The sequence below is a fragment of the Agrobacterium sp. LR_9 genome (assembly GCF_041954855.1).
GTDB classification, from domain to species: domain Bacteria; phylum Pseudomonadota; class Alphaproteobacteria; order Rhizobiales; family Rhizobiaceae; genus Agrobacterium; species Agrobacterium leguminum.
Genome location: NZ_JAVAYA010000009.1, coordinates 146,026 through 172,654, shown reverse-complemented (window position 1 = coordinate 172,654; position 26,629 = coordinate 146,026). Strand labels below are relative to the sequence as shown.

At 59.6% G+C, this 26,629-nt stretch carries 30 protein-coding genes; 20 read left to right on the top strand and 10 right to left on the bottom strand.

Annotated features, from left to right (window positions below):
- The first annotated feature begins 202 nt into the window (after positions 1–202).
- Positions 203–679 (top strand): transcription elongation factor GreA, encoded by a 477-nt coding sequence (gene greA, locus RAC79_RS13180; protein WP_003522847.1) that lies wholly within the window; start codon positions 203–205, stop codon positions 677–679.
- Between the two features lie 91 nt (positions 680–770).
- Positions 771–1,826 carry a glycosyltransferase family 4 protein gene (locus RAC79_RS13175; protein WP_078051806.1) on the top strand — a complete coding sequence of 352 codons (1,056 nt, stop codon included), beginning with the start codon at positions 771–773 and terminating at the stop codon, positions 1,824–1,826.
- A gap of 31 nt (positions 1,827–1,857) precedes the next feature.
- Here RAC79_RS13175 and RAC79_RS13170 read toward each other — a convergent pair whose 3' ends face one another.
- Positions 1,858–2,325 carry an Lrp/AsnC family transcriptional regulator gene (locus RAC79_RS13170; RefSeq protein ID WP_020811379.1) on the bottom strand — a complete coding sequence of 156 codons (468 nt, stop codon included), beginning with the start codon at positions 2,323–2,325 and terminating at the stop codon, positions 1,858–1,860.
- Between the two features lie 267 nt (positions 2,326–2,592).
- Here RAC79_RS13170 and trxB point away from each other — a divergent pair, with 267 nt between their 5' ends.
- The 4 genes from trxB to RAC79_RS13150 all read left to right on the top strand — a co-directional run bounded on the left by trxB (position 2,593) and on the right by RAC79_RS13150 (position 6,631).
- Positions 2,593–3,567, top strand: a complete 975-nt coding sequence (gene trxB, locus RAC79_RS13165) for a thioredoxin-disulfide reductase (protein WP_003522850.1) — start codon at positions 2,593–2,595, stop codon at positions 3,565–3,567.
- A gap of 24 nt (positions 3,568–3,591) precedes the next feature.
- Entirely contained in the window at positions 3,592–4,488 is an 897-nt protein-coding gene (locus RAC79_RS13160; RefSeq protein ID WP_020011327.1) for a LysR family transcriptional regulator VtlR, read from the top strand.
- Between the two features lie 612 nt (positions 4,489–5,100).
- Positions 5,101–5,391: a helix-turn-helix transcriptional regulator gene (locus RAC79_RS13155; protein ID WP_003522852.1), complete on the top strand. Its 291-nt coding sequence runs from the start codon at positions 5,101–5,103 to the stop codon at positions 5,389–5,391.
- Positions 5,392–5,518: 127 nt separating this feature from the next.
- Complete coding sequence (locus tag RAC79_RS13150) at positions 5,519–6,631, top strand: alkene reductase (protein ID WP_065655738.1); 1,113 nt, start codon at positions 5,519–5,521, stop codon at positions 6,629–6,631.
- A gap of 53 nt (positions 6,632–6,684) precedes the next feature.
- On the opposite strand, the gene RAC79_RS13145 is transcribed toward RAC79_RS13150, so the two are convergent.
- Entirely contained in the window at positions 6,685–7,074 is a 390-nt protein-coding gene (locus RAC79_RS13145; RefSeq protein ID WP_065655737.1) for a DUF6220 domain-containing protein, read from the bottom strand.
- Complete coding sequence (locus tag RAC79_RS13140; protein ID WP_065655736.1) at positions 7,074–8,111, bottom strand: NAD-dependent epimerase/dehydratase family protein; 1,038 nt, start codon at positions 8,109–8,111, stop codon at positions 7,074–7,076. The genes RAC79_RS13145 and RAC79_RS13140 overlap by 1 nt, the downstream gene beginning before the upstream one ends.
- A gap of 89 nt (positions 8,112–8,200) precedes the next feature.
- Here RAC79_RS13140 and RAC79_RS13135 point away from each other — a divergent pair, with 89 nt between their 5' ends.
- On the top strand, positions 8,201–9,145 hold the full coding sequence (locus RAC79_RS13135) for a LysR family transcriptional regulator (RefSeq protein WP_174044670.1): 945 nt from the start codon (positions 8,201–8,203) through the stop codon (positions 9,143–9,145).
- 58 nt (positions 9,146–9,203) lie between these two features.
- On the opposite strand, the gene RAC79_RS13130 is transcribed toward RAC79_RS13135, so the two are convergent.
- On the bottom strand, positions 9,204–9,470 hold the full coding sequence (locus tag RAC79_RS13130; RefSeq protein ID WP_003522857.1) for a DUF2188 domain-containing protein: 267 nt from the start codon (positions 9,468–9,470) through the stop codon (positions 9,204–9,206).
- 194 nt (positions 9,471–9,664) lie between these two features.
- Here RAC79_RS13130 and RAC79_RS13125 point away from each other — a divergent pair, with 194 nt between their 5' ends.
- Positions 9,665–10,771 (top strand): calcium:proton antiporter, encoded by a 1,107-nt coding sequence (locus tag RAC79_RS13125; RefSeq protein ID WP_174044672.1) that lies wholly within the window; start codon positions 9,665–9,667, stop codon positions 10,769–10,771.
- Positions 10,772–10,829: 58 nt separating this feature from the next.
- Here the strand turns inward: RAC79_RS13125 and RAC79_RS13120 are convergent, their stop codons facing one another.
- Complete coding sequence (locus RAC79_RS13120; RefSeq protein WP_174039522.1) at positions 10,830–12,032, bottom strand: pyridoxal phosphate-dependent aminotransferase; 1,203 nt, start codon at positions 12,030–12,032, stop codon at positions 10,830–10,832.
- Between the two features lie 211 nt (positions 12,033–12,243).
- Here RAC79_RS13120 and RAC79_RS13115 point away from each other — a divergent pair, with 211 nt between their 5' ends.
- From RAC79_RS13115 to RAC79_RS13100, 4 genes are all read left to right on the top strand, one after another.
- Positions 12,244–13,170 carry an EAL domain-containing protein gene (locus RAC79_RS13115; protein ID WP_174039523.1) on the top strand — a complete coding sequence of 309 codons (927 nt, stop codon included), beginning with the start codon at positions 12,244–12,246 and terminating at the stop codon, positions 13,168–13,170.
- Positions 13,171–13,316: 146 nt separating this feature from the next.
- Complete coding sequence (locus RAC79_RS13110) at positions 13,317–13,628, top strand: hypothetical protein (protein WP_078051800.1); 312 nt, start codon at positions 13,317–13,319, stop codon at positions 13,626–13,628.
- 150 nt (positions 13,629–13,778) lie between these two features.
- Positions 13,779–14,681 carry a DMT family transporter gene (locus tag RAC79_RS13105; protein WP_174039524.1) on the top strand — a complete coding sequence of 301 codons (903 nt, stop codon included), beginning with the start codon at positions 13,779–13,781 and terminating at the stop codon, positions 14,679–14,681.
- Between the two features lie 444 nt (positions 14,682–15,125).
- Positions 15,126–15,341, top strand: coding sequence for a cold-shock protein (locus RAC79_RS13100; protein ID WP_003494703.1), 216 nt, complete (start codon positions 15,126–15,128; stop codon positions 15,339–15,341).
- 144 nt (positions 15,342–15,485) lie between these two features.
- Here the strand turns inward: RAC79_RS13100 and RAC79_RS13095 are convergent, their stop codons facing one another.
- Positions 15,486–16,130: an MBL fold metallo-hydrolase gene (locus tag RAC79_RS13095; RefSeq protein WP_125145551.1), complete on the bottom strand. Its 645-nt coding sequence runs from the start codon at positions 16,128–16,130 to the stop codon at positions 15,486–15,488.
- A 230-nt stretch (positions 16,131–16,360) separates the two neighbouring features.
- Between RAC79_RS13095 and RAC79_RS13090 the strand changes: the two genes are divergently transcribed.
- The 4 genes from RAC79_RS13090 (at position 16,361) to RAC79_RS13075 (ending at position 19,835) form a co-directional block, all read left to right on the top strand.
- Positions 16,361–16,960: a DUF1236 domain-containing protein gene (locus tag RAC79_RS13090; protein ID WP_065655730.1), complete on the top strand. Its 600-nt coding sequence runs from the start codon at positions 16,361–16,363 to the stop codon at positions 16,958–16,960.
- Positions 16,961–17,201: 241 nt separating this feature from the next.
- Positions 17,202–17,708 carry a MarR family winged helix-turn-helix transcriptional regulator gene (locus RAC79_RS13085; RefSeq protein WP_031234081.1) on the top strand — a complete coding sequence of 169 codons (507 nt, stop codon included), beginning with the start codon at positions 17,202–17,204 and terminating at the stop codon, positions 17,706–17,708.
- A 2-nt stretch (positions 17,709–17,710) separates the two neighbouring features.
- Positions 17,711–18,424, top strand: coding sequence for a response regulator (locus tag RAC79_RS13080; protein ID WP_003522866.1), 714 nt, complete (start codon positions 17,711–17,713; stop codon positions 18,422–18,424).
- A gap of 31 nt (positions 18,425–18,455) precedes the next feature.
- Positions 18,456–19,835, top strand: coding sequence for an ATP-binding protein (locus tag RAC79_RS13075; RefSeq protein WP_065655728.1), 1,380 nt, complete (start codon positions 18,456–18,458; stop codon positions 19,833–19,835).
- 70 nt (positions 19,836–19,905) lie between these two features.
- On the opposite strand, the gene RAC79_RS13070 is transcribed toward RAC79_RS13075, so the two are convergent.
- The 4 genes from RAC79_RS13070 to RAC79_RS13055 form a co-directional block, all read right to left on the bottom strand.
- Entirely contained in the window at positions 19,906–20,247 is a 342-nt protein-coding gene (locus tag RAC79_RS13070; protein WP_003522868.1) for a tRNA-binding protein, read from the bottom strand.
- A gap of 11 nt (positions 20,248–20,258) precedes the next feature.
- The gene (proC, locus tag RAC79_RS13065) at positions 20,259–21,077 is read right to left on the bottom strand and encodes a pyrroline-5-carboxylate reductase (RefSeq protein WP_078051799.1); all 819 of its coding nucleotides are present in this window, start codon (positions 21,075–21,077) and stop codon (positions 20,259–20,261) included.
- A gap of 1 nt (position 21,078) precedes the next feature.
- Entirely contained in the window at positions 21,079–21,579 is a 501-nt protein-coding gene (locus RAC79_RS13060; RefSeq protein ID WP_003522870.1) for a YbjN domain-containing protein, read from the bottom strand.
- A gap of 428 nt (positions 21,580–22,007) precedes the next feature.
- Positions 22,008–22,271 (bottom strand): accessory factor UbiK family protein, encoded by a 264-nt coding sequence (locus RAC79_RS13055; RefSeq protein WP_003522871.1) that lies wholly within the window; start codon positions 22,269–22,271, stop codon positions 22,008–22,010.
- 308 nt (positions 22,272–22,579) lie between these two features.
- Between RAC79_RS13055 and lgt the strand changes: the two genes are divergently transcribed.
- From lgt to RAC79_RS13035, 4 genes are all read left to right on the top strand, one after another.
- Positions 22,580–23,392, top strand: coding sequence for a prolipoprotein diacylglyceryl transferase (gene lgt / locus RAC79_RS13050; protein WP_174039662.1), 813 nt, complete (start codon positions 22,580–22,582; stop codon positions 23,390–23,392).
- A 15-nt stretch (positions 23,393–23,407) separates the two neighbouring features.
- Positions 23,408–24,508, top strand: coding sequence for a class I SAM-dependent methyltransferase (locus RAC79_RS13045; RefSeq protein ID WP_078051797.1), 1,101 nt, complete (start codon positions 23,408–23,410; stop codon positions 24,506–24,508).
- A 151-nt stretch (positions 24,509–24,659) separates the two neighbouring features.
- On the top strand, positions 24,660–25,454 hold the full coding sequence (gene pgeF, locus RAC79_RS13040) for a peptidoglycan editing factor PgeF (protein ID WP_142845452.1): 795 nt from the start codon (positions 24,660–24,662) through the stop codon (positions 25,452–25,454).
- A 1-nt stretch (position 25,455) separates the two neighbouring features.
- On the top strand, positions 25,456–26,607 hold the full coding sequence (locus tag RAC79_RS13035; RefSeq protein ID WP_174039525.1) for a Xaa-Pro peptidase family protein: 1,152 nt from the start codon (positions 25,456–25,458) through the stop codon (positions 26,605–26,607).
- Positions 26,608–26,629: the final 22 nt, after the last annotated feature.

Here is a 26,629-nt window from a genome sequence, read left to right as displayed (position 1 = left end):
TCCACAGACAAATGTCAATGACATAAGGTAACGCATTGATTACGTGAGAAAATATGTACGCCTCAAATTTGCTGGCATTTCGCTGTCGTCTTCTGATATAGTCGGCTCAGTTATGATTTTGGCATGGTTCCGGAGTTCCCCTCCGGAACCTGTTTCTTTTTGTGTCTGCAAGTAAAGCGACCGGAATGCGAAGGATAAAAAAATGGTAGAAAAAGTACCGATGACTCAGGGTGGATTCGTCAAGCTGCAGGAGGAGCTGCGCTGGCGCCAGCAGGAGGAACGCCCCCGTATCATCGAGGCGATTGCGGAAGCGCGCGCCCATGGCGACCTTTCGGAAAACGCCGAGTACCATGCTGCCAAGGAAGCACAGAGCCACAATGAAGGCCGCATCACCGAACTCGAAGACCTGACCGCACGTGCGGAAGTCATCGATCTCTCCAAGATGTCGGGCTCGAAGATCAAGTTCGGCGCCACCGTCAAGCTGGTGGATGAGGATAGCGACGAGGAAAAGACCTATCAGATCGTCGGCGACCAGGAAGCCGATGTGAAGGCCGGCCGCATCTCCATTTCCTCGCCCATCGCCCGCGCCCTCATCGGCAAGGAAGTCGGCGACAGCATCGAAGTCAACGCCCCTGGCGGCGCCAAGGGCTACGAGATTCTCGCGGTTCAGTGGGGCTGATGCCCTCACATGCAATGCGCCCCACGCGGGCGCATTGCTTTTCTTGACGTCTTCAATCCCCCCGAATTAGCCGCAAAGACGGAAGCCCATCTTGTCCCACGTCAGTCTGAAAGATGTGCAGGTGCTTGCGCCGAACTTCAAACGCAGGCTCTCCGGCGTCACCTCCACCATCGTTCAACTTATTCCGGTGCAGAACCGGCTGGGACAGAAGGTGGCCGTCATCGGCCCCGGCCTGCCGCCGCATCTGCCGCATGTGCGCTTCCGCGATCTTTGGCGGCTCTGGCAAAACGGCCCACAGGGCGGCCCGCGTATCTGGCATGCCCGTCGCAATCTTGAAATGTTGCCGGGTCTTTTCATGCGTGACGTGCTGCGCATGAAAGTGAAGCTGCTGTTCACCTCGGCCGCACAGAGGCGGCATTCCGCCTATACACGGTTTCTGATTTCGAAGATGGACGCCGTGGTCGCGACCAGCACCCGCTCCGGCTCGTTTCTGGAAGTACCCCATCGCGTTGTCATGCATGGCGTCGATACCGACCTGTTCCATCCGGCAACCGGTCCGGAAGACACGATTGCTGCAACCGGCCTGCCGGGACAATATCTCATCGGCTGCTTTGGACGGGTGCGCCACCAGAAGGGCACCGATCTCTTCGTGCGCGCCATGATCGAGCTTTTGCCCGCACATCCGCAATGGACAGCCATTGTTTCCGGCCGGGTAACGGCGGAACACAAGGCTTTTGCCGAGGCACTCGAGGCCGATGTCAAGGCTGCCGGCCTTTCGGATCGCATTGTGTTTCAGGGTGAGGTGGACGACATCAAGCCGTGGTACCGGCGGCTGACGCTCTATGTCGCCCCATCCCGCAACGAAGGTTTCGGCTTGACGCCGCTCGAGGCCATGGCATCGGAAACGGCCGTCGTCACCAGCACTGCCGGCGCCTATGAGGAAATGATCGTCAGGGGTGAAACCGGCGCAGTCGTTGAGGCGGGTGACTATGCATCGCTCAGGGATGCGATAAGGACCTATCTTGCCGACCCTGCTCTGGCCGAGAGCCATGCCCGTGCCGGTCTCGCGCATGTGCGCAGCACATTCCCGCTTGATAAAGAGGCTACGAGTCTCGGCGAAGTCTATGAAGCTTTGCGGCGCGGGTAACGCGTCTTAAGGCAGTAACGAAGCCTGCCGCTCAGATTTCCACGAGACCGACGCGCTTGACCTGCCGGATGGTGAGCATGGTGCGCACCGTATCGACATTTTCGTCCGCCGTCAGAACCTCGATGACGAAATCCTGAAATTCCGTCAGGTTTTTGGCCACGCAATGTAGCAGAAAGTCGCTTTCGCCCGACACCATCCAGGCCTGACGCACCAGCGACCAGCCGGCCGTTGCCGCCGCAAAAGCCTTCAGATTGCTGTCCGACTGGCGCTTGAGACCAACCATGCAGAAGGCGACGAGATCGAAACCGAGCTTCGGCGCGTTCAACATGGCGTGATAACCCTCGATCACGCCCGCCTCTTCCAGCTTGCGGACGCGCCGGAGGCAGGGCGGCGCGGAAATTCCGACCCTTTCGGCCAGTTCCACATTGGTCATGCGCCCGTCGCGCTGCAATTCGCGCAGGATTTTCAGATCGATGGCATCGAGTTCGACGCTGGTCACGGAGGAGTACCTCGTTAAGCTGTGGAACTTCCTTGTACTATTCAGCGCGGGATTCGCAACATTATGCCACCGCCCGGTCACAAAATTGCGCGCGCATCCACAACTGCCTTGTTGGTAACGCAAGGCTGCCCTTGAATAAAGACACTAGACAACCTTAAATACCGGGCAACGAAGGGGTTGCGGCCTGTCCGCCGTCTTGCGGCCGGAGGGTTCTGGTGCCGAAAGTCACTGCTACCGAGAGGCCCCGCTATTGAAAGGAACGTTTCCATGTCTGCCCGCCACACCAAGGTATTGATCATCGGCTCCGGCCCCGCCGGTTATACCGCGGCGATCTACGCGGCCCGCGCAATGCTGAAACCCGTGCTGATCGCCGGCATGGAACAGGGCGGCCAGCTGATGATCACCACCGATGTCGAAAACTATCCGGGCTTTGCCGATCCGATCCAGGGTCCGTGGCTGATGGACCAGATGCTGAAGCAGGCGACGCATGTGGGCGCGGAAATCGTCAGCGACCTCGTCACCGAGGTTGAAACCAATGTGCGGCCTTTCGTGGTCAAGACCGATTCCGGTCAGGTCTGGACCGCCGATACGCTGATCATCGCCACCGGTGCCAAGGCCAAGTGGCTCGGCATTGAGAGCGAGCAGCATTTCCAGGGCTTCGGTGTTTCCGCCTGCGCCACCTGCGACGGTTTCTTCTATCGCAACAAGGATGTGATCGTGGTCGGCGGCGGCAACTCCGCCGTGGAAGAAGCGCTGTACCTTGCCCATATCGCCAAGTCGGTCACCGTCGTGCACCGCCGCGATAGCTTCCGCTCGGAAAAAATCCTGCAGGAACGGCTGTTCGCCAAGGAAAACGTCAAGATTCTCTGGAACACGGAAATCGCCGAAATTACCGGTGCACCCGCAAAGCCGCCAATGCCGCCTTCCGTCTCCGGCGTGAAGCTGCGTGATACCAAGACCGGCACGATCAGCGAATTCCCCATCGACGGCGTCTTCGTCGCCATCGGCCATGCGCCGGCAGTCGAGCTGTTCAAGGGCAAGGTGAAGCTGAAAGACAACGGCTACATGTGGACCGCCCCCGATTCCACGGCGACCGACGTGGAAGGCATTTTCGCGGCTGGCGACGTCACCGACGACATCTACCGTCAGGCGATCACCGCCGCCGGCATGGGCTGCATGGCCGCGCTGGAAGCGGAACGTTATCTCACCGCGCATCAACCGCTTGCTGTCGCAGCGGAATAACCGAAAGGCAGGATAGGCATGGCAATGCCATTGGACTGGGATAAACTGCGCATTTTTCATGCCGCAGCCGAAGCAGGGTCTTTCACCCATGCTGCCGACAAGCTGCATTTGTCCCAGTCGGCCATTAGCCGTCAGGTCAGCGCGCTGGAGCAGGATGTCGGCGTCAAGCTGTTCCATCGCCACGCCCGCGGTCTCATCCTCACCGAACAGGGCGAGTTGCTGTACCGCACCGCCCATGACGTGCTTCTGAAGCTCGAAACGGTGAAGATGCAGCTCACCGAAACGACGGAGAAGCCGAGCGGCAAGCTGCGCGTGACGACGACCGTCGGCCTCGGCCAGGGCTGGCTGACGGACAAGGTGCAGGAATTCCTGCAGCTCTATCCGGAAATGTCGATCCAGCTCATCCTCGACAATGAGGAGCTGGACGTGAACATGCGTCACGCCGATTGCGCCATCCGCCTGCGCCAGCCGCAGCAGTCGGACCTCATTCAGCGCAAGTTGTTCACGGTGCACATGCACGTCTACGCCGCGCCGTCCTATATCAACCGCCATGGTGAGCCGCAGTCGATCGAGGATCTCGACAATCACCGCATCATCTCCTTCGGCGAACCGGCGCCCAACTATCTGCTGGACGTCAACTGGCTGGAGAACGCCGGACGCTCATCCGACAACACGCGTACACCACACCTACAGATCAACAGCCAGACCTCGATCAAGCGCGCCTGCCTGCTGGGAATCGGTATTGCCTGCTTGCCGGATTATATCGTCGGCCGCGATCCGGGCCTTATCCAGCTATCGCTCGCCGCAGATATTCCGTCCTTCGATACCTATTTCTGCTATCCCGACGAGATGAAAAACGCTGCAAAGCTGAAAGCCTTCCGCGACTTCATCGTGGCAAAGGCGCGGAACTGGAACTTCTGACGTTAAAATAATCGACACTCGGTTATAGCTATTAAATTTCAATAGCTTATCTGACACGATACCTGAGCGGCGCACCTGCGCCGCGCAGGAGCATTGCACATAAAATATACCGGAAATATCGAGGGCTGCGTGGTGCGCATGCCTGACCTGCACAAAAAAGAGTTGTTTCGTGCACAAAAAAGCACCATATCGCTCTCAGCTGATGCACACGGTGGCTTTTCCTCCCAGTTCCACCGCATCAGCTGTTCCCCTCTGGAGGTTTTTGACCTTCACACTTAAAGGGCCCTGGATCCATCCGGCGGCCCTCTTTTTTTACCCGCAAGAATTTTCTCCGAATTGGCGAAATATCACATGATGCAACCTTGTTTTGCATTATTCCCACACCCATATTTTAGTCAGCTGTCACGCTCGCTCAAGGCACGCGACAGCTGTTCCCCTCTGGAGGTTTTGACCTTCAAACTTATCAGGCCGCGGAGATATCCAGCGGCCTTCTTTTTTGGAAATGCCTGCCCGCCCCCTTGATCCTCACAGACGATCCTCACAGAGACGTGACTTGTATATCGATGATGACCGATATAAATATCGGACATGCCAGATATTGAAGAAGCACCGATGAACCCGGAGGAAATCCTCAAAGCCCTTTCGCACCCCGCAAGGCTGAAATTCCTGGAATGGCTGAAGTCTCCTGAAAGTCACTTCTGCCAGGAGCATCCCCTCAGCATGGGTGTATGCGCCAACCAGTTTCAGATCAGCGGCCTGTCGCAATCCACCGTCTCGTCGCATCTGGCGGTGTTGCAGGCAGCCGGCCTGATAAGGTCGAAAAAGGTCGGGCAATGGGTGTTTTTCGAACGCAACGAGGAAACCATCGACGCCTTCCGCAATTATCTGCAAGCCAATCTCTGAGCCTCCCAAGCTTTGAGCCTCGGGGTGTCGGACCGGAAACCGCAAGACGGTTTTCATTCCGGCACCCAGACAGAAAGACAGCGCGTCCCCCGCGCAATTTCGCCAACCGACCAGAAAGTGAAGTCGCATGACCAGTCTTTTCGAACCGGCACAGGCCGGCGATATCGCACTCGCCAACCGTATCGTCATGGCCCCCCTCACGCGCAACCGTTCGCCGGGCGCCATTCCCAACAATCTCAACGCCACCTATTACGAGCAGCGCGCCACGGCCGGGCTGATCGTCACGGAAGGCACGCCGATTTCCCAGCAGGGTCAGGGTTACGCTGACGTTCCCGGCCTCTACAAGCGGGAAGCGATCGCGGGCTGGAAACAGGTGACGGACAGCGTGCATTCTGCCGGTGGCAAGATCGTCGCGCAGATCTGGCATGTGGGCCGCATTTCCCACACCTCGCTGCAGCCACATGGCGGCCAGCCGGTCGCGCCTTCCGCCATTCCGGCCAAGTCGAAGACCTATATCATCAATGATGACGGTACCGGCGCCTTTGCCGAAACCTCCGAGCCCCGCGCGCTCACCATCGACGATATCGGCCTCATTCTTGAGGATTACCGCAGCGGCGCGCGCGCAGCACTGGAAGCCGGTTTCGACGGTGTCGAAATCCATGCCGCCAATGGCTACCTGATCGAGCAGTTCCTGAAATCCAGCACTAACCAGCGCACGGATGATTATGGGGGCTCCATCGAAAACCGGGCCCGCTTCCTGCTCGAAGTTGTCGATGCCGTGGCGGAAGAGATCGGCGCAGGCCGTACCGGTATCCGCCTCTCACCCGTCACGCCCGCCAACGACATTTTCGAAGCCGATCCGCAGCCGCTTTATAATTACGTGGTGGAACAGCTCGGCAAGCGCAATCTCGCCTTCATCCATGTCGTTGAAGGTGCAACCGGCGGCCCGCGCGATTTCAAGCAGGGCGACAAGCCTTTCGATTATGCCGCCTTCAAGGCCGCTTATCGCAATGCCGGCGGCAAGGGTCTGTGGATCGCCAATAATGGCTACGACCGTGAGAGCGCCATCGAGGCGGTTGAAAGCGGTAAAGTCGATGCCGTGGCTTTCGGCAAGGCCTTCATCGCCAATCCGGATCTGGTCCGCCGCCTGAAAAACGACGCGCCGCTCAACGAGCCGAACCAGCCGACCTTCTATGGCGGCGGAGCCGAAGGTTACACCGACTATCCGGCGCTTGCCTGATAATGGATAAAGCAAAGACGCCGCACTGCCCGAAAGCAGTGCGGCGTTTTCTTTCAGCGCAGGCTTCGCGCCTGCCGCGCGGCAAAATCGGAAAACGCGCCCATGACGAAGGCGTTAGGCACATGCAGCGCCTGCAGGAAGCCATTGCCCGTTTCCCGGCCGATGCTCATCAGGGCCACCTGAAGACAGTAAAGACCAAGCAGGGCCAGCGTGCGGGCAAGATTCGGCCGCAGATCGTCATATAGAGAAGCGAGAACCGCCAGCGACAGGATCGGAACGGCGATCAGAAAGCCGAGTCCCTTGTGCAGCGAAAGCAGCGATCCATCGTAATAGATCGACAGCCCGGCCAGCAGCACCTGCGCGAAGATCAGCATCGGCACGCTTGCCGAAATCACGGCAAACACGCGACGCCGGGCCGACATCCCATTCGCAATCGTGGCCATCACACCCTGCCCCCGGCATCGGCCGGATGAGAAAGGCTCGACGGCTGCGGCCTCTGCTCAAGGCAGCCGAGGCTCGCCAGTGTCGTCGCTACCGCGATGTCGATCGGTGTTCTGGGTTCCGTTCCGAGGAAATCCGTCAGCCTGCGATTGCTCATCCGGATCGGCATCTGCCAGAGATATTGCATTTCCAGCACTTCGCGGAACAGGGGAACGAAGGGAGCGGCCAATTTGATGCCCGACCAGGACAGCTGCCGCCTCCTGACCGGATGCCCGACAACCCGCTCGATGGCTTCAACCAGTTGCAGCCCGTCGAAATCCCAGAAACCTTCCATGTGATAGACGGCGAAAGCCGGAAGCTCGTCTGCGCGGTCCAGCAGCCGGCCAATGGTCTCGGCGACATCCGGCAGATAGGCCCATTGATGCCCGGCATGGGGCGCCGCGGGATTCCGGACACTCCGGACCGGCTTTCCGGGTTTCACCAGCATCTGCGAAAACCAGTTGTTTCTCGCGTCCGGCCCAAAGAAATCCCCGGCGCGGACGATCAGCACCGGCACGCCACGCATCGACGCCATTTTCAGCCGACGCTCCATCTCCACACGCAATGCGCCCTTGCGGGTGAACGGCTTTTGCGGGCTGTCTTCCGTCAGAAGCGGAAAGGCGTCCGGGCCGAAATTATAGACGCTGCCCGGAAAGACGATCCTCGCCCCGCTGGCCTCGGCGGCGGCAATGGTATTGTCGAGCATCGGCAGCACCTGGCTTTCCCAGTTGCGATACCCGGGAGGATTGACCGCATGGACGATGAGGCTCACGCCTTTTGCCGCATCCATCACATCCTGCCGGTTCATGGCATCGCCGATCACACGTTCGACGCCATCCGTAGCGCCCGTTGACGTCCGCTGGCGCGTCATCGCCCTCACCCGCCATCCCCGTTGCTGCAGCATTCTGGAGACCTGGCTTCCGACACCGCCATTCACCCCCAAAATCAGGGCCAGAGGCCGTTCATTCTGCGCTGCATTTGCGTTGTTTTCATATATCATCGCCGTACTCCTTGTTGTGGGCTGGAGTATCGTCCCGTTCCACGATATACGAAATTATCGAAATGAGTGGAGCAGCTATACAAAATCTTATGACGAGAAACCGCGACATCAGCTGGGATTTCTATCGCACCTTCCTCAGCGTGCTGAGCGACGGTTCGCTTTCCGCCGCCGCCCGCGAGCTTGGCATCACCCAGCCGACGGCGGGACGTCATATCGGCGCGCTGGAAGAGGCCGTCGGCTTTCCGCTGTTCATCCGCTCGCCGCACGGGCTAATGCCGACGGAAGCAGCGCTTGCGCTCCGCCCCTATGCGGAAAATCTCGCGGCGACGACCGCCGCCCTCATGCGCGCGGCCTCCGGCGAAGTCGGCAAGATCGAAGGCACGGTGCGCATCAGCGCATCTGATATCATCGGCGTGGAAATGCTGCCGCCGATCATCACGGCCATGCAGGAGGTTCACCCGCGGCTTGAAATCGAGCTTTCGCTTTCCGATACGCTGGAAGACCTTTTAAGACGCGAGGCGGATATCGCCATTCGCATGACCGAACCGCAGCAGGATGCGATCGTCATGCGTTATATCGGCAATTTCCGTCTGGGATTTCATGCGACGCGCGACTATCTGGCAAGAGCTGGCACCCCGAAGAGCATGGAAGATCTGAACCATCACCGAATGGTCGGTTTCGACCGCAAGACGCCTTTCATCCGGGCGGCCATCCAGCGCATGCGCTCGCTCGATCCGGACATACCCGATATTGAGGAAATTTCCTTTGAAATCCGCGCCGACAGCAATCTCGCCCAGCTTGCCATGATCCGCGCCAGCGCAGGCATCGGCGTCTGTCAGATAGGCCTGGCGCGCAAGGACCCCCGGCTCGTTCAGGTTCTTCCGAAAATCGACATCCCGCTCCACACCTGGGTCGCGATGCATGAAAATCTCAAGACCTCGCCGCGATGTCGTGCCGTGTTCAGCGCCCTCGTCGAAGGCCTCAAGGGGCATCTTAAAGAAACCGATCCGAGCGCACCGCCGAAACGGCGCTAATGCCGAACAACTCCCGGCAAAGTGATCCCGGCTTTGCTGGAAATCCACGGATCGCTGATCAAAACGGTCTGGCCTGCTGCGTCGTCTTGTCGACCACCTCGGCTTCCGGCCGGTCGCCGCCCTGGCTGTATTCTTCATGCCAGTGGCCGCTCTCATCCTGATAGCTGATTTCCTCGTCATCGCCCCCCACTTGCTGTTCGGCGGCAACGATGCGCGCAGCCTCGACGGCATCCGCATAAGAAGGGAATGTTTCGGAATAAGCGCCGTTCATGCGGTAGGCAAAGCCTCCGTCATGTTCGACAATTTCATATACCACTTTGGTCATGCATGGTCCTCCTGCTTCGGTAGGCGACATGGCAACCACAACCGCGTTTCAAGCATTGCACCCGATGGGACACCGCGGCATGAGCAGCATGTCCTGCAACACCACTATCCTACCAAAAGCATTCAAGCGCAAATCCTGCTTGATCTGGGGGACGATACGTCACAGCCTGAGCCGATCAGGGGGAAGGGAAATCGATGGCGGGTTCTATTCTGAAACAGGAGCGCATGCTGCTGCTGGCAATACCGGCGGCAATCGCCGCCTATCTTGCCGAACATGCAATATTCGAAGCCGGAAAAACGGCGGCGCTTATCGCCGCAATCGTGCTGATAGGGCTCATCGTCCTCGTATCGATGCGGGTTGCCCATCACGCCGAAATCCTTGCCACCAAGGTCGGCGACCCTTACGGCACCATGATCCTGACGCTGTCGGCCGTTGCGGTGGAAGTGCTGATCCTCGCCATCATCATGAGCGAATCCAGTTCTCCCACTCTGGTGCGCGATACGATCTATTCCGCCGTGATGATCGACATCAACGGCATTCTCGGTCTCGCGGCGCTGCTCGGCGGTCTTCGCCACGGCGAGCAGCCCTATAATGACGATTCCGGCAAGACCTATGGCGTGATGATCCTCACCGCCATGGGTATTTCGATGATCGTGCCGGAATTCATCCCCAATGAAAGCTGGCATGTCTACTCCGCCTTCACCATCGTCGCGATGATCGCGCTTTACGCCCTGTTCCTCAAAATGCAGGTCGGCCCGCACAGCTATTTCTTCAGCTATGCCTATCCCCGCAAGGCGCATCCGGCCGGACAGGCATCGGACGGCCATGCGGAAGAGGAGGACGAAGGCAGCGTACCGCTCTCCATCAGCCTCATCATCGCCGGCGTGGTGCTGATCGGCGTGCTGGCGGAATTCATGTCGGCCTTCTTAAGCGAAAGCCTCGAGGGCACCAGCGCGCCGCCGGCGCTGATGGCGGTGGTGGTGGCGACGATCTCGGCATCGCCGGAAATCCTCACCGCGCTTCGGTCCGCCTTGCGAAACCGCATGCAGGCGGTGGTCAATATCGCCATGGGCGCATCGCTGTCGACGGTCATCCTCACCGTGCCCGTGATGGAGGGTATCGCGCTTTATACCGGCCAGCCCTTCATCATGGCAATGACGCCGGTTCAGACCGTGATGGTCTTCATCACCCTCATCGCCGCCGCCATCAATCTCAATGACGGCGAGACCAACGCGATTGAAGGAATGACGCATTTCATTCTCTTCGCCACCTTCATCATGCTGCTGTTTCTGGGGCTTTGACCAAAACGAAAAAAGCCCGGCATCGCTGCCGGGCTTCTTCATTTGAGATCACAACCGATCAGCGGCAATCGGCGCAGAAGCGCTGGATGCGCTTGCAGGCTTCTTCCAGCAGCGCTTCCGACGTGGCGTAGGAAATGCGGAAGTTCGGGCCGAGGCCGAAAGCCGATCCCTGCACGACGGCGACGCCTTCGGCTTCCAGAAGCTCGGAAACGAAATCCGTATCCGTCTCGATGACCTTGCCCGAGGGAGCGGTCTTGCCGATCAGGCCGGCGCAGGACGGATAAACGTAGAATGCGCCTTCCGGAGCCGGGCAGCTGATGCCCTTCGCCTGGTTGAGCATGGAGACGACGAGGTCACGACGGCCTTCGAAGATTTTCTTGTTGGCCGGAATGAAGTCCTGCGTGCCGTTCAAGGCTTCGACAGCGGCCCATTGCGCAATCGAGCTTGCGCCCGAGGTCTGCTGGCCCTGGATCATGTCCATGGCCTTGATCAGCGGCAGCGGGCCGGCAGCGTAACCGATACGCCAGCCGGTCATGGCATAGGCCTTGGAGACGCCGTTCATCGTCAGCGTGCGGTCATAGAGCGAAGGCTCCACTTCCACCGGCGTGACGAATTTGAAATCGCCATAGGTCAGGTGCTCATACATGTCGTCCGTCAGCACCCAGACATGCGGATGCTTGACCAGCACATCGGTCAGCGCCTTCAGCTCGTCATGCGAATAGGCGGCGCCCGAAGGGTTGGACGGCGAGTTGAACACGAACCACTTGGTCTTCGGCGTGATCGCCTTTTCCAGCGCTTCCGGCTTCAGCTTGAAATTATCTTCCAGCGTGGCGTCGACGAAAACCGGCGTACCGCCGCAGATTGCCACCATTTCCGGATAGCTGACCCAGTAAGGCGCCGGAATGATGACTTCATCGCCCTGGTTCAGGGTGGCCATGAAGGCGTTGAAGAGGATCTGCTTGCCGCCTGTGCCGACAATCGTCTGCTCCGGCTTGTAGTCCAGCCCGTTTTCACGCTTGAACTTGTCGGCAATCGCCTTGCGCAGTTCCGGAATACCCGAAACCGGCGTGTATTTCGTTTCGCCGCGCTTGATGGCGTCGATGGCCGCTTCCTTGATATTTTCGGGCGTATCGAAATCCGGCTCGCCGGCGCCAAGGCTGATCACATCGCGGCCCTTCGCTTTCAGCTCACGGGCTTTCTGGGTAACGGCGATGGTGGCGGATGGCTTTACGCGGGAGAGAATGTCGGCAAGGAAGGCCATTTTTAATCGGTCCTATTGGGGTTGACATCGGCAGAGGTTGGAAAACTTGTCATCTGCGGCATTTTCTATGTCGAAAGACAGGCCTTCTTTCAAGGTCAAAAGCCGGCTTATGTGCTGCATCGCAGAATTTAAACCTTCCTTAACCCGGAAGTAACGCTTGATACGCTACATTCGCGAGCCTAGAGGTCGTGTCTCTATAGCTGGTTGAAAAATGGCGCTCAAAAGCATCTTTTCCAGTCTTGTCCGCGAGGTCGATGGCACATGGTCCACCGTCTATAGCACCTTCAACCTGAAATCGGCCCTGCAGCCCATTTTCCGCCGCACGGCGAGCGGTATTCTCGACATCGATTCCTTTGAGGGTCTGGTGCGTCCCCATCGCAATGGCGAGCCGGTGACGCCGGGAGAATTCTTCTCGCTGGTCGCGCCGGAAGATATCGAAAATATCGACAGCATCCTGCGCACGATCCACATTCTCAACACCGGCCGGCTCAACCGGTCCCGCGCCCGCATCTTCGTCAATTTCCATCCGGGGCTGTTCCAGACTCCGGCCAAGATGCGCCAGGAAGTGGAGCGCATGCGTCTTGCCGCCCACGAAGCCGGCATGACGGCGGATCGCATCGTCTGCGAAATATCCGAGAAAAAAGCCTCCGATACGCAGATGGTCGCCGACTTCGCGTACCACATGCACGATATCGGCTTTCGCGTGGCGCTCGATGATTATGGCGCGGGCGATTCCGACATCGACCGGGTGAAGCTCATCAAGCCGGACTATGTGAAATTCGAAGCCGGCTGGGTGCGCGATTTCATGCAGAATTCGGCGGGCGCTGCCCTTCTGCGCGTCATCGTCAGCCAGTTTCGCGCCGATGGCATAGAGCCGGTCTTCGAAGGACTGGAAGCTGCATGGCAGGTCGATCTGTGCGAAGAACTCGGCGTCTTCTTGATGCAGGGCTACGTGCTGGCAAAGCCAGACCTTGCCCCGACTAGTTTCGACACACGTTTCCCGGAACTCGGTAGTGAATATTTCGCCCCCTCAAGGACGGAAAGAGGCCCTGCGCCACCGGCATTTTTCCGGGAAGAACGCCCCGCCGATCCGCACCCGCTGCGCCAGACCCGGACCTTCGGAAAACGCGGCCTCTGACGCCAAATCCGCCCAAACGGCTCTCCTAACCGGCTTTGCCACAATATTGCCGCAATAAATGCCGCGGAACGCCAGAATTCGGTCTCCAAGCCGTCCATTTCGAAGCCTCTTTTATCCTTTAAGAACAGGGACAAGAGGCGACAGCCATGTTTACCAACGATCGGACTTCCGTTGAAAGGTTAAGGGCGCAGAGAACGCTGTTTTCCCTCTGGATGGCCGTTGCGGCGTTTCTTGTCATCGTCACCATGGCCGCCGGCATCGCAACCTCGGCCAATGCGGCTGCCCAGGCGGTCGATACCCTGCATACTTCCGCCATTCCGCAGGTGGCAGCGACGACGAAAGCGAGTCCCCACATCCTGCTCATCGTCCTTTCGGCCGCGGCCTTCATTGGCCTCGGCATTGGCGGCCTGACGCTCACCCGGCGCAGCCTGAAGGACGAGGCCCGCCGCTACAAATAAGCGGCCCTCCCCTCGACTTGCGGCATCGGCAGCTTGCTGCTAAAGCACCCGGAAACAGTCATCCGCATCGCGGATCGATATTTCAAAAATCCCCGAATTGCCACGGCCGCGACTGAATGATCTTCCGGCCCTGCCGTGCTGGTGCCAACAATGACGCGTATTCAGGCCAATATGCTGCTTCTGCTCGCCGCAGCAATCTGGGGAGGCGGCTTCGTCGCGCAATCCTCCGCCATGGCGTCTATTGGCCCATTCTGGTTCGTCGGCCTGCGTTTCGCCATTGCCGCCATCGCCGTGCTGCCCTTCGCGTTCATGGAAACACGGTCGCTGAAATCGCCGCCGCGCCGGCGCGAAATCGGCAGCTTCATCCTCGTGGGTCTGGCCCTGTTCGGCGGCGCCACCACCCAGCAGGTTGGGCTCCTGACCACGACCGTCACCAATTCCAGCTTCCTGACCGGGCTCTACGTCATCTTCGTACCGGTGATCGCCGTCGTGCTTTACCGCCGTCATCCCCACTGGATCGTCTGGCCATGCGCGCTGATGATGCTGGGCGGCATATTCCTGCTCTCCGGAGGCGCATTCGAGGCGCTGACCACCGGCGATATTCTCAGCATCATCTGCGCCTTCTTCTGGGCGATCCAGATCACGCTTGCCGGGCGCTTCGTCTCCGAAAGCGGAAGGCCGCTGGCGCTTTCCTGCACCCAGTTCGCCGTTTGCTCCCTTCTTAGTTGCATGATCGGCGTTGTGTTCGAACCGATCAGCATGGCCTCCATCGAGGCGTCGCTGGCGGAAATCCTCTATGTCGGCCTCGTCTCCTCCGGCCTCGCCTTCGTTTTGCAGGTCATCGGCCAGCGTTACACCACCGCCCCGCAGGCCGCGATATTCCTGTCCTCGGAAGCGCTTTTCGGCGCTTTGCTGGCTTCGGTGTTCCTGAAGGAAACCATTTCAAGCGCCGGCTATATCGGCTGCCTGATCATATTCGTCGCGATCCTGATCGTGGAACTGGTGCCGGAATTGACGCGCAAACGGCAAAAATCCATGGCTGGAGCGGCCTGACGCAAAAAGAACTTATTTTTCTCGTTCCGCCGTAAATCCAGATAGGGCATTCAAATTTTGCCGTGAAATCCTGCGGTAAACGGCAATTATTTCATCAATTGTCGCTTCTGCGGAAAAAATATGCGATTGCGCAATCTTATTCTACCGCAGGTTTTTTATCTGACAAAAAGCCCGTGAAAACTTTTGCTTGCCAATTTTCGATAAACGCATCACTCTACCGCGGTTCGGGCAATTTGCGAGCATGGGAAGGCCTATAATTTTGCGCACTGGGGACGCTATAAACCTCGGGCGGTGGGACGAAAAACGTTGGATGAGAACGCCATTACTTCCCGCTGCGAAGGTCCATTTTCTCAATAGTCAAAAACTGCCTGCCAACGCCCACGCGGGGCAAAACTGTAATGCTGCCTGTAGCTGAACGCGGGCAGAGCGAAAAGGACCTGATGCATGGCCGAAACTGGCACCGTAAAATTCTTCAATACAGACAAAGGCTTCGGCTTCATCAAGCCAGACAATGGTGGCGCTGATATCTTTGTTCACATCTCTGCCGTACAGGCTTCTGGCCTGTCCGGACTTTCAGAAAATCAGAAAGTGAGCTTCGACACGGAACCGGATCGTCGCGGCAAAGGGCCGAAGGCAGTCAATCTGCAGATTGCTGGCTGACCCTAAAACGGCTTTCTTTTCTAGTTGAAGCCCGGCAGGAATGCCGGGTTTTTTTGTGCGGTCCCGCAGGCCTTAGAGCATTTCCAGGAAAAGTGGAATCCGGTTTTCCGTCTGGGAATGCGGAAAACTCTAATGGGCCGGCGCTCAGAGCCCCTTGAGATAGGGGTTGGTGAGCCGCTCCTCGCCCAGCCGTCCACCCGGACCATGGCCGCAGATGAAACCGACATCGTCACCCAGCGGCAAAAGCTTGTCGCGGATGGACGCCATCAATTGCTCGTGGTTTCCGCCCGGCAGGTCCGTGCGCCCCACCGATCCCGAAAACAGCACGTCGCCGACATGGGCGAAGTTCTGGTCGCGGTTGTAATATATCACGTGGCCGGGCGCATGACCTGGGCAATGATAGACCTCGAAGACGTGGTCTCCAAATGAGACCTTATCGCCTTCCTTCAACCATGTATCAGGCACCACATTCTTCAGACCGCTGATGCCGTATTTCTCCGCCTGCACCTCGATCCTCTCCAGCAGAGGCCGGTCGTCCTCATGCGGCCCGATGACCGGCAGCGACAGCTTTTCACGCAGTTCATCGGCACCGCCGGCATGATCGAGATGCCCGTGCGTCAGCCAGATTTCCTTCAGCGTGATGCCGTTTTCAGACACGACCTGGAGAATGACGTCAACATCCCCACCGGGATCGACGACGACGCCTTCCTTTGTGTCCTGATCGAACAGGATGGTGCAATTCTGCTCGAATGGCGTGACCGGAATAATGCCCGCCTGCAATTTTCCCATATCCTGTATCTCCTGTCTGAAAGCTCCAGCCTCCTATAGCCCGCGACCGGGTGCGGCACAATGGCGGCGGAAAAGACGGCGACTTCCGGCGACTGAAGCAGTCTAAAATATAATTCGAAACAGTGAGATAGCAATAAATCCTAGGCTGATGGCGGGAATTGCCGGCAAAAAATGTGGAACGCCCCGATGGTTGCGACGTTGTAGCTCCAGTCTTGAAAGGAGTGAGACACATGGACAAGACGCTTAAAATGCTCATGGCTGGCGGCGCCTTCGCCTTGATGGCCGGTTTCGCGAACGCCGCCATGGTCGCCACCACCGCATCGGATATTTCCGTTCGCTCAGGCCCCGGTGAAGACTATCCCGAAGTGGGACTGGCCACCCGCGGCAGCAATGCGGTTCTGGATGGCTGCATGGAAGGCAGCAGCTGGTGCCGGATCGAAGTCAACGGTCTGCGCGGCTGGGCCCACGCCGATTATCTGAATGTCATGTATGAGGGCTCTCCGGTCATTCTCGAACAGCGCCGCTCGGAACTCAGCGTGCCGGTCGTGACCTACGAAACGACCTCGAGCGTGCAGGCAGAACCCAATCCCGGCGATCCGAACCTCGGCCGCGTTGGTGAGGTCGATCCGCCGCAATCGGTTATCACCTATATTGACGAACATCCCGCAGACACCGTCACGTATGATGGCGACATAGCCGTCGGCAGCGTGTTGCCGTCGGATACGCGTCTCGTCGAAATTCCGGACTATCAATATCGTTATGTCCGGGTGAACGACGTGCCGGTTCTGGTCGAACCTTCGACGCGACGGATCGTTTACGTCTATCAGTAAACGCACGGCGGACATCAAGAGACGGATGAAGAGCGCGGAGTTTCCGCGCTCTTTTCTATTTCCGGTAAGGGCCATTCAGGATTCCAGTTGCACCCGCACCCGCGCCATATTATCCACCGCAACAGAAAATGATCGCGGCATTCTCCCGAGCGGACGCATTTTCGGCTATGTTTACAGAATATTGGCGCATCGACGCCTGTCAGCCTATGATCAGACAGCCGCAGAATATGAAGGAACCGTAGTGCCACCGCAATCGCTTAAAACCGCAGCCGCCAGGCAGACACCGGCACTCCCGAAGGTTGACGACGGCAAGATCGACTTCGACACGATCGAGGCGCTGTTTTTCGCCTATCGCGATTTCGTCTCCGATCCCGATGTCATTCTGTCGAAACTGGAATATGGGCGCGCGCATCACCGGGTGGTCTATTTCGTCAGCCGGCAGCCGGGCATGACGGTGGCGGATCTGCTCGATACGTTGCAGATTACCAAGCAGAGCCTTGCCCGTGTGCTGAAGCAATTGATCGACGACGGTTACATCCGCCAGATGGCAGGCCCGGAAGACCGCCGCCAGCGCAGGCTTTACCCCACGCTGACGGGCCGTGAACTGGCGCTGGCGCTGAGCGAGCCGCAGTCGCGCCGCATCGACCGCGCGCTGGAAGGTCTCGGGCCGGACGCCCGCGCCTGCGTGCGAAAATTCCTGGCGCAGATGCGCAGCCCCACGACGACCACCACCGTGGAGGACGAGTGACGATGGCGACAGCACCGACAAAACGTCCACCGGCGGATGACGATGCGGCCCATCTCCTTATCGTCGACGACGATGCCCGTATTCGCGATCTTCTGCAGCGCTTTCTGGGCGACAAGGGCTATCGAATCTCCGTGGCTGCCGATGCCGCCGAAGCACGGCGCAAAATGGTGGGCATCCGTTTCGATCTGCTCATCCTCGACGTGATGATGCCGGGCGAAAACGGACTTTCGCTGACCCGTTCGCTGAACGAGGACAAATCCGTGCCGGTCATCCTTCTGACCGCCCGGTCGGAAGCGGATTCGCGCATCGCCGGGCTGGAAGCGGGAGCGGACGATTATCTCGCCAAACCCTTCGACCCGCGCGAGCTCGTCCTTCGCATCAACAACATCCTGCGGCGCAATACCTCGCCCGATACGCCCAAGATCGAACAGATCATGTTCGGCCCCTACAGCTTCTCCATCCCCAAAAAGGAATTGCGGCGCGGCCCCGAAACGATCCGCCTGACGGATCGCGAACAGGAGATCATGCTGCTTTTTGCGCTGCGCGCCGGCGATACCATTCCCCGCCACGAGCTGGTGGAAGCGGAATCGGAAGTGGGCGAAAGAACCATCGACGTGCAGATCAACCGTCTTCGCCGAAAGATCGAGGACGACCCTGCCAATCCTGTCTATCTGCAAACGGTGCGCGGCATCGGTTACCGCCTGAGCGTGGACTGACGAGCACCCAACGAAGGGCAAACGCACGGCCATGGCGAGCCTCGATTTTCTCAGCACGGTCAGAAACAGCGGCGTGGCCAAGGCCTGGCGCATGTCGGGCAGATGGCTGCGCCATTGGCTGCCAACCGGCCTCTACACCCGTTCGCTGCTCATCATCATCCTGCCGATGATCCTGCTTCAGGCCGTGGTCGCGGCCGTTTTCATGGAACGTCATTGGCAGCTCGTGACAGAGCGCCTCTCCTCCGCCGTGACGCGCGATATCGCCGCGATCATCGAGCTTCTGCAGACGGACCCGGAGGAAGACGACTATCAACGCGTCATCCGCATCGCCCGCGACAAGCTGGGTTTGAGCGTCTATATCGAACCGAAGGCGGATCTGCCTGCTCCAAGACCTGAGCCGCTGTTTTCGATCCTCGACAGGATTCTGGCGGATCAGTTAACGCAGCAGATCGGCCGACCGTTCTGGATCGACACCTATGGCAATGGTTCATTGGTCGAAATCCGCGTCCAGCTGGAAGACAAGACCCTGCGCGTCTTCACCAGCCGCAGCGCGGCCTATGCCTCCAACACCCATATCTTCCTTGTCTGGATGGTCGGGGCATCGCTGGTGCTGATCGCCATCTCCATCCTCTTCCTGCGCGGGCAGATCAAACCCATCGAAGCGCTTGCCAAGGCGGCGGAAAACTTCGGCAAGGGCCAGAAGATCAGCGGCTATTCCCCGCGCGGTGCGGACGAGGTGCGGCGCGCCGGCCTCGCCTTCATCCTGATGCGCGAGCGTATCGAGCGGCAGATGGAGCAGCGCACCGCCATGCTGAACGGCGTCAGCCACGACCTGCGCACCATCCTCACCCGCTTCAAGCTGCAATTGGCGCTCGCGGGCGACAATCCCGACCTCGAGGGGCTCGACAAGGATGTCGAGGACATGCAGTCGATGCTGGAGGCCTATCTGACCTTCGCCCGTACCGATGTCGAAGAGGATGTCGGCACGCTGGAGCTTCCGGCCCTTCTCGAAAAAATCAGCCATGATTTCGAGCTGCACGGCAAGAAATTCAGCTACGAACTCTATAATATCGAGCGGATCATCGCGCGGCCGAACGCGCTGTCCCGGCTCGTCGCCAATCTGGCCGAAAATGCACGGCGCTACGCCGGCAATCTCCACATCGATATCCGCAAGGCGCCGCGTTCCATCATCATGACTTTTGACGATGACGGGCCGGGCATTCCGGAGAATTCACGCGAGGATGTGTTCAAGCCGTTCTTCCGGCTGGACGAGGCGCGTAACCTCAATGCTTCAGGCACCGGCCTTGGCCTTTCCATCGTCCGCGACATCGCCCGCAGCCACGGCGGCGATGTGACGCTCGATGAAAGCCCGATGGGTGGATTGCGGGTAATCGTCAAAATTCCGGCTTAAAGCACCGGATCGAAAAGTGTGTCACGGACTTGCGGTTTCCGTCACTCCGGCACTGAGCCGTCGTGTTCCATCAGCACATTTTCTCGCCGTTCGGCACTGGCCGTTCAACGGCGGCAAGCACGATATCGCCATTGGCATCGGCAAAACCGAGCGTCAGAACCTCGGACCGGAAAGGGCCGATCTGGCGCGGCGGAAAATTCACCACGCCCAGAACCTGCCGGCCGACAAGGCTTTCCAGCGTATAATGCACCGTGATCTGCGCCGAGGATTTCTTGACGCCGATCTCCGGCCCGAAATCGATCTTCACCTTGAAGGCAGGCTTGCGCGCCTCGGGAAAAGGCTCGGCTTCGATGATGGTGCCGACGCGGATATCGACCTTCTCGAAATCGGCATAGGAAATTTCACCGCTCATCGCCCGCCCCTTCAGCCCGCCAGCTCTTCGGCGCGCGTTTTCGCGGCAGCGACCGCCCTGTCGAACAGGGGCTGCATGCCGTCTTCGGCCATCAAAACGGAGAGCGCCGCAGCCGTGGTGCCGCCCGGCGAGGTGACGTTCTGGCGCAGGCGCGCCGCTTCGTCGGAGGATTGATGCAGCAGCTCACCGGCGCCGGCCACGGTCTCGCGCGCCAGACGCATGGCCACATCCGCCGGCAGACCGGCCTTGCGGCCGGCTTCGGCCATGCATTCCACCAGATAGAAGACATAGGCCGGGCCGCTTCCCGAAACGGCGGTTACCGCGTCGATATCGCTTTCGGCATCCACCCATTCGACCGGGCCGCTGACTTTCAGCAGCCCGTCCACCACCGTTTTAAGCTCCGGCGTCAACAGCTCGTTGGCATAGGCCCCCGTGACGCCACGGCCGACCATGGCCGGTGTGTTGGGCATGGCCCGCACGGCCGCAACCTTGCCGAAATGCGAAACGAACGTGCCGATGGTGGTGCCCGCGGCAATCGAAACGACGACCGTATTCGGGCCCAGCAGGGGTTTCAGTGAGGGCAGTACGGCTTCCATCATCTGCGGCTTCACCGCCACGAAAAGAATACCGGCCTTCACACCCTCGGGCACGCTTTCGCTATGGGTGGCTCCGGCTTCCGCAATCGTCGTCCGCATCGCGTCGGAAGGGCGCGGATCGATCACGATGACCTGCGATCCCGGCACGCCCTTTTTCAGCCAGCCTGAAAGCAGAGCGCCGCCCATATTGCCGGCGCCCACCAGGACGAGCGGCCCGGAAGCCTTATATACCATCTTACGCTTCTCCGACGGTCTCGAACATGACCGCTTCGATTGCACTTTTCGCATCCAGCCCCGACCAGACGACGAACTGGAATGCCTGATAATATTGTTCGCAGGCCTCCAGCGCGCTGGAAAGCAGCACTTCCACCTGCTGGTTGTTCGGCTCGGCGCCGCCCGCCAGAAGCAGGGACTGGCGGAAGATAACCACATCTTCCTGCCGCCACAGATCGAAATGCCCCATCAGCACCTGACCGTTGACCTGGGAGAGCAGACGAATGACTTCGTTGACGCGCTGGTCCGGCACCTTGATGTCGAAGGCGCAGGCAAGATGCAGCGCCTCGAACTCTTCCATCCATGAAAAGGAAACGTGATAGTCGGCCCAGTGACCGGCGACTGTCATGGCGATCTCATCTTCGCCCGAACGTTCGAACGACCAGTCGTTCGAGGCCGCGACGATCTCGATCATGTCCACGGGATTGGACTGACGCTCAATTTCAAATTCTATCAGACTCATGCGGCACCTTCTCAGCCGGTAGGAATGTCCTGTTTTGAACGCCGGGCACAAAACGCACATACAAACCGGGATAAACATTTGAGACGATTGCCCGACACCACCAGAATTACGCATTCACCCTGTCTGGAGCTTACCAGGTCTTTTCGAATCATCATTTAAAATCAGTGTATAATGGCCGAGTCCTGCTGCCACCCCTTCCCCGCCATTTTTGCTTTTTGAACAGTGGATATCTCCTCCCCCATCACCTCAGGCGAGATACATAAGCGACTCTGCCGATTGCGTTTTTTGGAAGTGTCCACAGGCCCCAAAAAATTCGCGCAGGAGGGATGTTTTTAACAACCGGGAGTCATTTCGGGCGGAATGGGCCGAAAACAAAAAGTCCCGGAATCGCAAGCGATCCGGGACCCATCGAAAAAAGCGTTAAAAAATCAGTCCTTGGCGGCGGAAAGCTTCGCTTCCAGAGCCTCGATACGGGCGCGCAGCGCGTCGTTTTCATCACGCGCCTGAATGGCCATTTCGCGAACGGCATCGAATTCCTCGCGCCGGACGACGTCCAGACTGTTCAGCCAGCGATCCGCCTGGGCGTGAAAAGCGGCTTCGGCTTCCTTGCGCACACCCTGCGCCGCGCCGGCCGCATCGGTCATCAGCTTGGCAAATTCATCCAGAAAACGGTTGGTGCCTGTCGTGCTCATGGCGCTCATCCTTCGTCGGTTCAGGGGCATCGTCTTGCCCGCTGTTGCTAGCCTTCAGGTAGGCACTCCATCGCCGCCTTGCAAGCGAAATCGAAAAATCGCAAGAGCTTGCATGGCCTTTGCTATCTTAAGCCGCAGCTTGAAGAATCACCTTGACCGCCGCCATCGCAATCGCCATTTTCCTTGGCGTCAGGGAGACCGGTGAGCATCATCGCCCGGCCCCATGAGGCAATGGCTCGTTCCGTTGTCCGCCCCGCAACGATGACGGAATATACGGATTGTTAGCCGCTCCCACCCAAATCGCCATCATGCCCTTCCCCAATATCGATCCGGTAGCGCTGTCCCTCGGCCCGCTCTCGATCCACTGGTACGGTATCGCCTATGTCGCCGGCATCATGCTCGGCTGGTTTTATGCCCGTCGCCTCGCCCGCACGGATCGCCTGTGGCCGAACGAGACGTCGCCGATCTCGGCGCAGCATCTTGACGATTTCATCCTCTGGGCAGCCGGCGGCATCGTACTCGGCGGGCGCATCGGCTACATCCTGTTTTACGATCTCGCCGCCGTCGCCGCCAATCCCATCAGGGCAATCGAGATATGGAACGGCGGCATGTCGTTCCATGGCGGCCTGATCGGCACCACCATCGCCATGATCCTCTTCGCCCGCAAGAACGGCATTCCGGTCTGGAGCATGTTCGACATCGTCGCGGCCGTAGCACCCATCGGCCTGCTGTTCGGGCGCATCGCCAATTTTATCAACGGCGAATTGTGGGGGCGCATCGCCGACGTGCCATGGGCGGTCGTCTTCCCGACCGGCGGCCCCTTCGCGCGGCACCCGAGCCAGCTTTATGAAGCCGGCCTTGAAGGCCTCGTGCTCGTCATCGTTCTGGCAATCGCCATCTATGCCTTCAGGGCGCTGAAGACGCCCGGCGTCGTCACCGGTATCTTCGTCTGCGGTTACGCGCTGTCGCGCATCTTCGTGGAGTTCTTCCGCGAGCCGGACGCCCAGATCGGTTATCTCGCCGGCAACTGGCTGACCATGGGCATGGTGCTCTCCACGCCGATGTTCGCCCTCGGCCTCTGGGCGGTTCTGCGGGCGCGCAGCGCGGCAAAAAGCGCCTGAACGGTATGACCCGCCATGACGACACCGCTCGCGCAACGCATTAAATCACTTATCCGGCTCAACGGTCCGCTTAGCGTTACCGACTTCTTCTCGCTCTGCCTCGCCGACCCGGAGCACGGTTATTACAGGAGCCGCGAGCCCTTCGGCCGTTCGGGCGATTTCATCACCGCACCTGAAGTCAGCCAGCTTTTCGGCGAAATGCTCGGCGTTTTCGTGGTCCATGCCTGGCAGAGGCACGGCGCGCCCATGGAAACCCAGCTGGTGGAAATCGGCCCCGGCCGCGGCACCATGATGTCGGACATGCTGCGCGTCATCCGCCGCATCGCACCGCCGCTTTACGAGACGATGCGGGTGCATCTGGTCGAAACCAGCCCCCGCCTTTCCGCCATCCAGAAGGAAACGCTGGCCGCACATGCGGACAGGCTGACCTGGCATGACAGTTTCGACGATGTGCCGGAAGGTTTCCTGCTCCTCGTCGCCAACGAGCTTTTCGACGCCATTCCGATCCGGCAATTCATAAAAACACCACAGGGTTTCCGTGAACGGGTCGTCAGCCTCGACGCCAATGACGAACTTGTGTTCTCGACCGGGCTTGCCGGCATAGACCCGGCCCTGCTGCCGCCGCAGCCGGAACGGCAGCCGATTGGCGCCATAGTCGAGATTTCGCCTGCCCGCGAAGCCGTGATGACCGCGATCTGCCAGCGCCTCTCCGCCCATGGCGGCACGGCGCTCGCCATCGATTACGGCCATCTGGTCGCCGGGTATGGCGATACGTTGCAGGCCATGCGCAACCATGCCTTCGACCCGGCGCTTGCGCATCCCGGCGAAGCCGATCTCACCAGCCATGTCGATTTCGAAAGCCTCGTGAAAACAGCCGAAGCAACCGGCGTACACGTCAACGGCACCCTGAGACAGGGCGACTTTCTCTATGGCCTCGGTCTCAAGGAACGCGCGGCCGCACTTGCCGCCAAAGCCACGCCGGACCAGACGCTGGAAATCGCCGAAGCGGTCAACCGCCTCGCCGGCGAAGGCGCCGGCAAGATGGGGGAACTTTTCAAGGTCATCGCCGTTTCAAGTCCCGCGCTTCATCTCCTGCCGTTTCGCGCGGTGGATTGACAGCGCAATCACCTCTGGGCCAACATCGCCGCGACACACGAAGCAGGCACACTGCATCACACACGCCGCGCAACGCCGCGGCAACCGGAAACATCTCGCTTAACCGTATCTCACTGGCCAACAGCGATATTCTCCAAGGAACTCCCGCACCATGCAGAACGCAACGCTGCCGCTCCCCATCCAGAGTCCCCTGCTCGCCGACTATAGCAAAAACCGTATCCGCCACGGTTTTTTCACCCGACAGGGCGGGGTGTCGGAAGGGCTTTATCAGGGCCTCAATGTCGGCCTCGGCTCGCATGACGAACCGGAACGGGTGCAGGAAAATCGTCGGCGCGTAACGCAATGGTTCGGCCTGTCGGCGGAGCGCCTCGCCACCGTGCACCAGATCCATTCCCCCGATGTTCTCGTGGTCGATGAAACCTATGACGGCAGCCGCCCGCAGGCCGACGCCATGGTAACCGCGACACCGGGTTTCGTGCTTGGCGTGCTGAGCGCCGATTGCGGCCCGATCCTGTTTGCCGATGCGGAAGCCGGCGTCGTGGGTGCGGCCCATGCCGGCTGGAAAGGCGCGCTGTTCGGCGTGCTCGAAAACACCATCGAGACCATGACGACGCTCGGCGCCAGCCGGGAGCGCATCGCCGCCTCGCTCGGCCCTTCCATCAGCCAGAACAATTATGAGGTCGGTCCGGAATATGTGGCGCGTTTCACCGATATCGATCCGGCCTATGCGGATTATTTCGCCGCGACGGAGAAGGAAGGCCACGCATTGTTCGACCTCAAGCAATTCACCATCGACCGGCTGACGAAAGCCGGTGTGAGGGCGGAAAATCTCGGCCTCTGCACCTATCCCGACGAACATCGCTTCTATTCCTACCGCCGCACCACCCACCGCGCCGAACCCGATTATGGCCGGCAGATTTCCGCAATCGCAATTCTGGAGGACTGACATGGCCCTGCATTTCGAGCTTTCGGAATTCGATGCCCGCCGCGAGCGTCTGCTCGCAAAAATGGCCGAGGAGAAGCTGGACGCCCTGCTGCTTTTCGCGCAGGAAAGCATGTATTGGCTGACCGGCTATGACACGTTCGGCTACTGCTTCTTCCAGACGCTGGTGGTCAAATCGGACGGCTCCATGACGCTTCTGACCCGCTCGGCGGATCTGCGCCAGGCCCGCAATACCTCCATCATCGAGAATATCCTGATCTGGGTCGACCGGCCCAATGCCGACCCGACGCTCGATCTGAAGAACCTGCTGAGCGATCTCGACCTGCTGGGTGCAAAGATTGGCGTCGAATACGACACGCACGGCATGACAGGCCGCGTCGCCCGTCTGCTGGACAACCAGCTCGCCAGCTTCTGCCAGATGAGCGACGCTTCCTATCTCGTCAGCACACTGCGGCTGGTCAAAAGCCCGGCCGAGATCGCCTATGCGCGCAAGGCGGGCCAACTGGCCGATGCGGCTCTGGACGCGGCGCTGCCGCTCATCAGGCCCGGCGCGGACGAGGCCGCAATTCTCGCGGCAATGCAGGGAGCGGTTCTGGCCGGCGGCGGCGATTACCCCGCCAATGAATTCATCGTCGGTTCCGGCGCGGATGCGCTGCTGTGCCGTTACAAGGCCGGCCGCCGCAGGCTCGACGACAAGGATCAGCTGACGCTGGAATGGGCCGGCGTCAGCGCGCATTACCATGCCGCCATGATGCGCACGGTGGTGATCGGCGAACAGGACTTCCGCCAGAAGGAGCTTTACAGCGCCTGCCTGCAAAACCTCACCGCCATCGAAGAGATGCTGCGACCGGGCAAGACCTTTGGCGATGTCTTCGACGTGCATGCCCGCGTGATGGACGAACGCGGCTTGACCCGCCACCGGCTGAACTCCTGCGGTTATTCGCTGGGCGCGCGCTTCTCGCCGTCCTGGATGGAGCATCAGATGTTCCACGCCGGCAATCCGCAGGAGATTACCGCCGACATGACGCTTTTCGTGCATATGATCGTGATGGATTCCGATTCCGGCACGGCCATGACGCTCGGCCAGACCTATCTGACCACCGACGGCGCACCGGAGCCGCTCTCGCGCCACAACCTCGATCTTCTCACAGCTTAAATCGCTGCCGGGTTTGACAGAG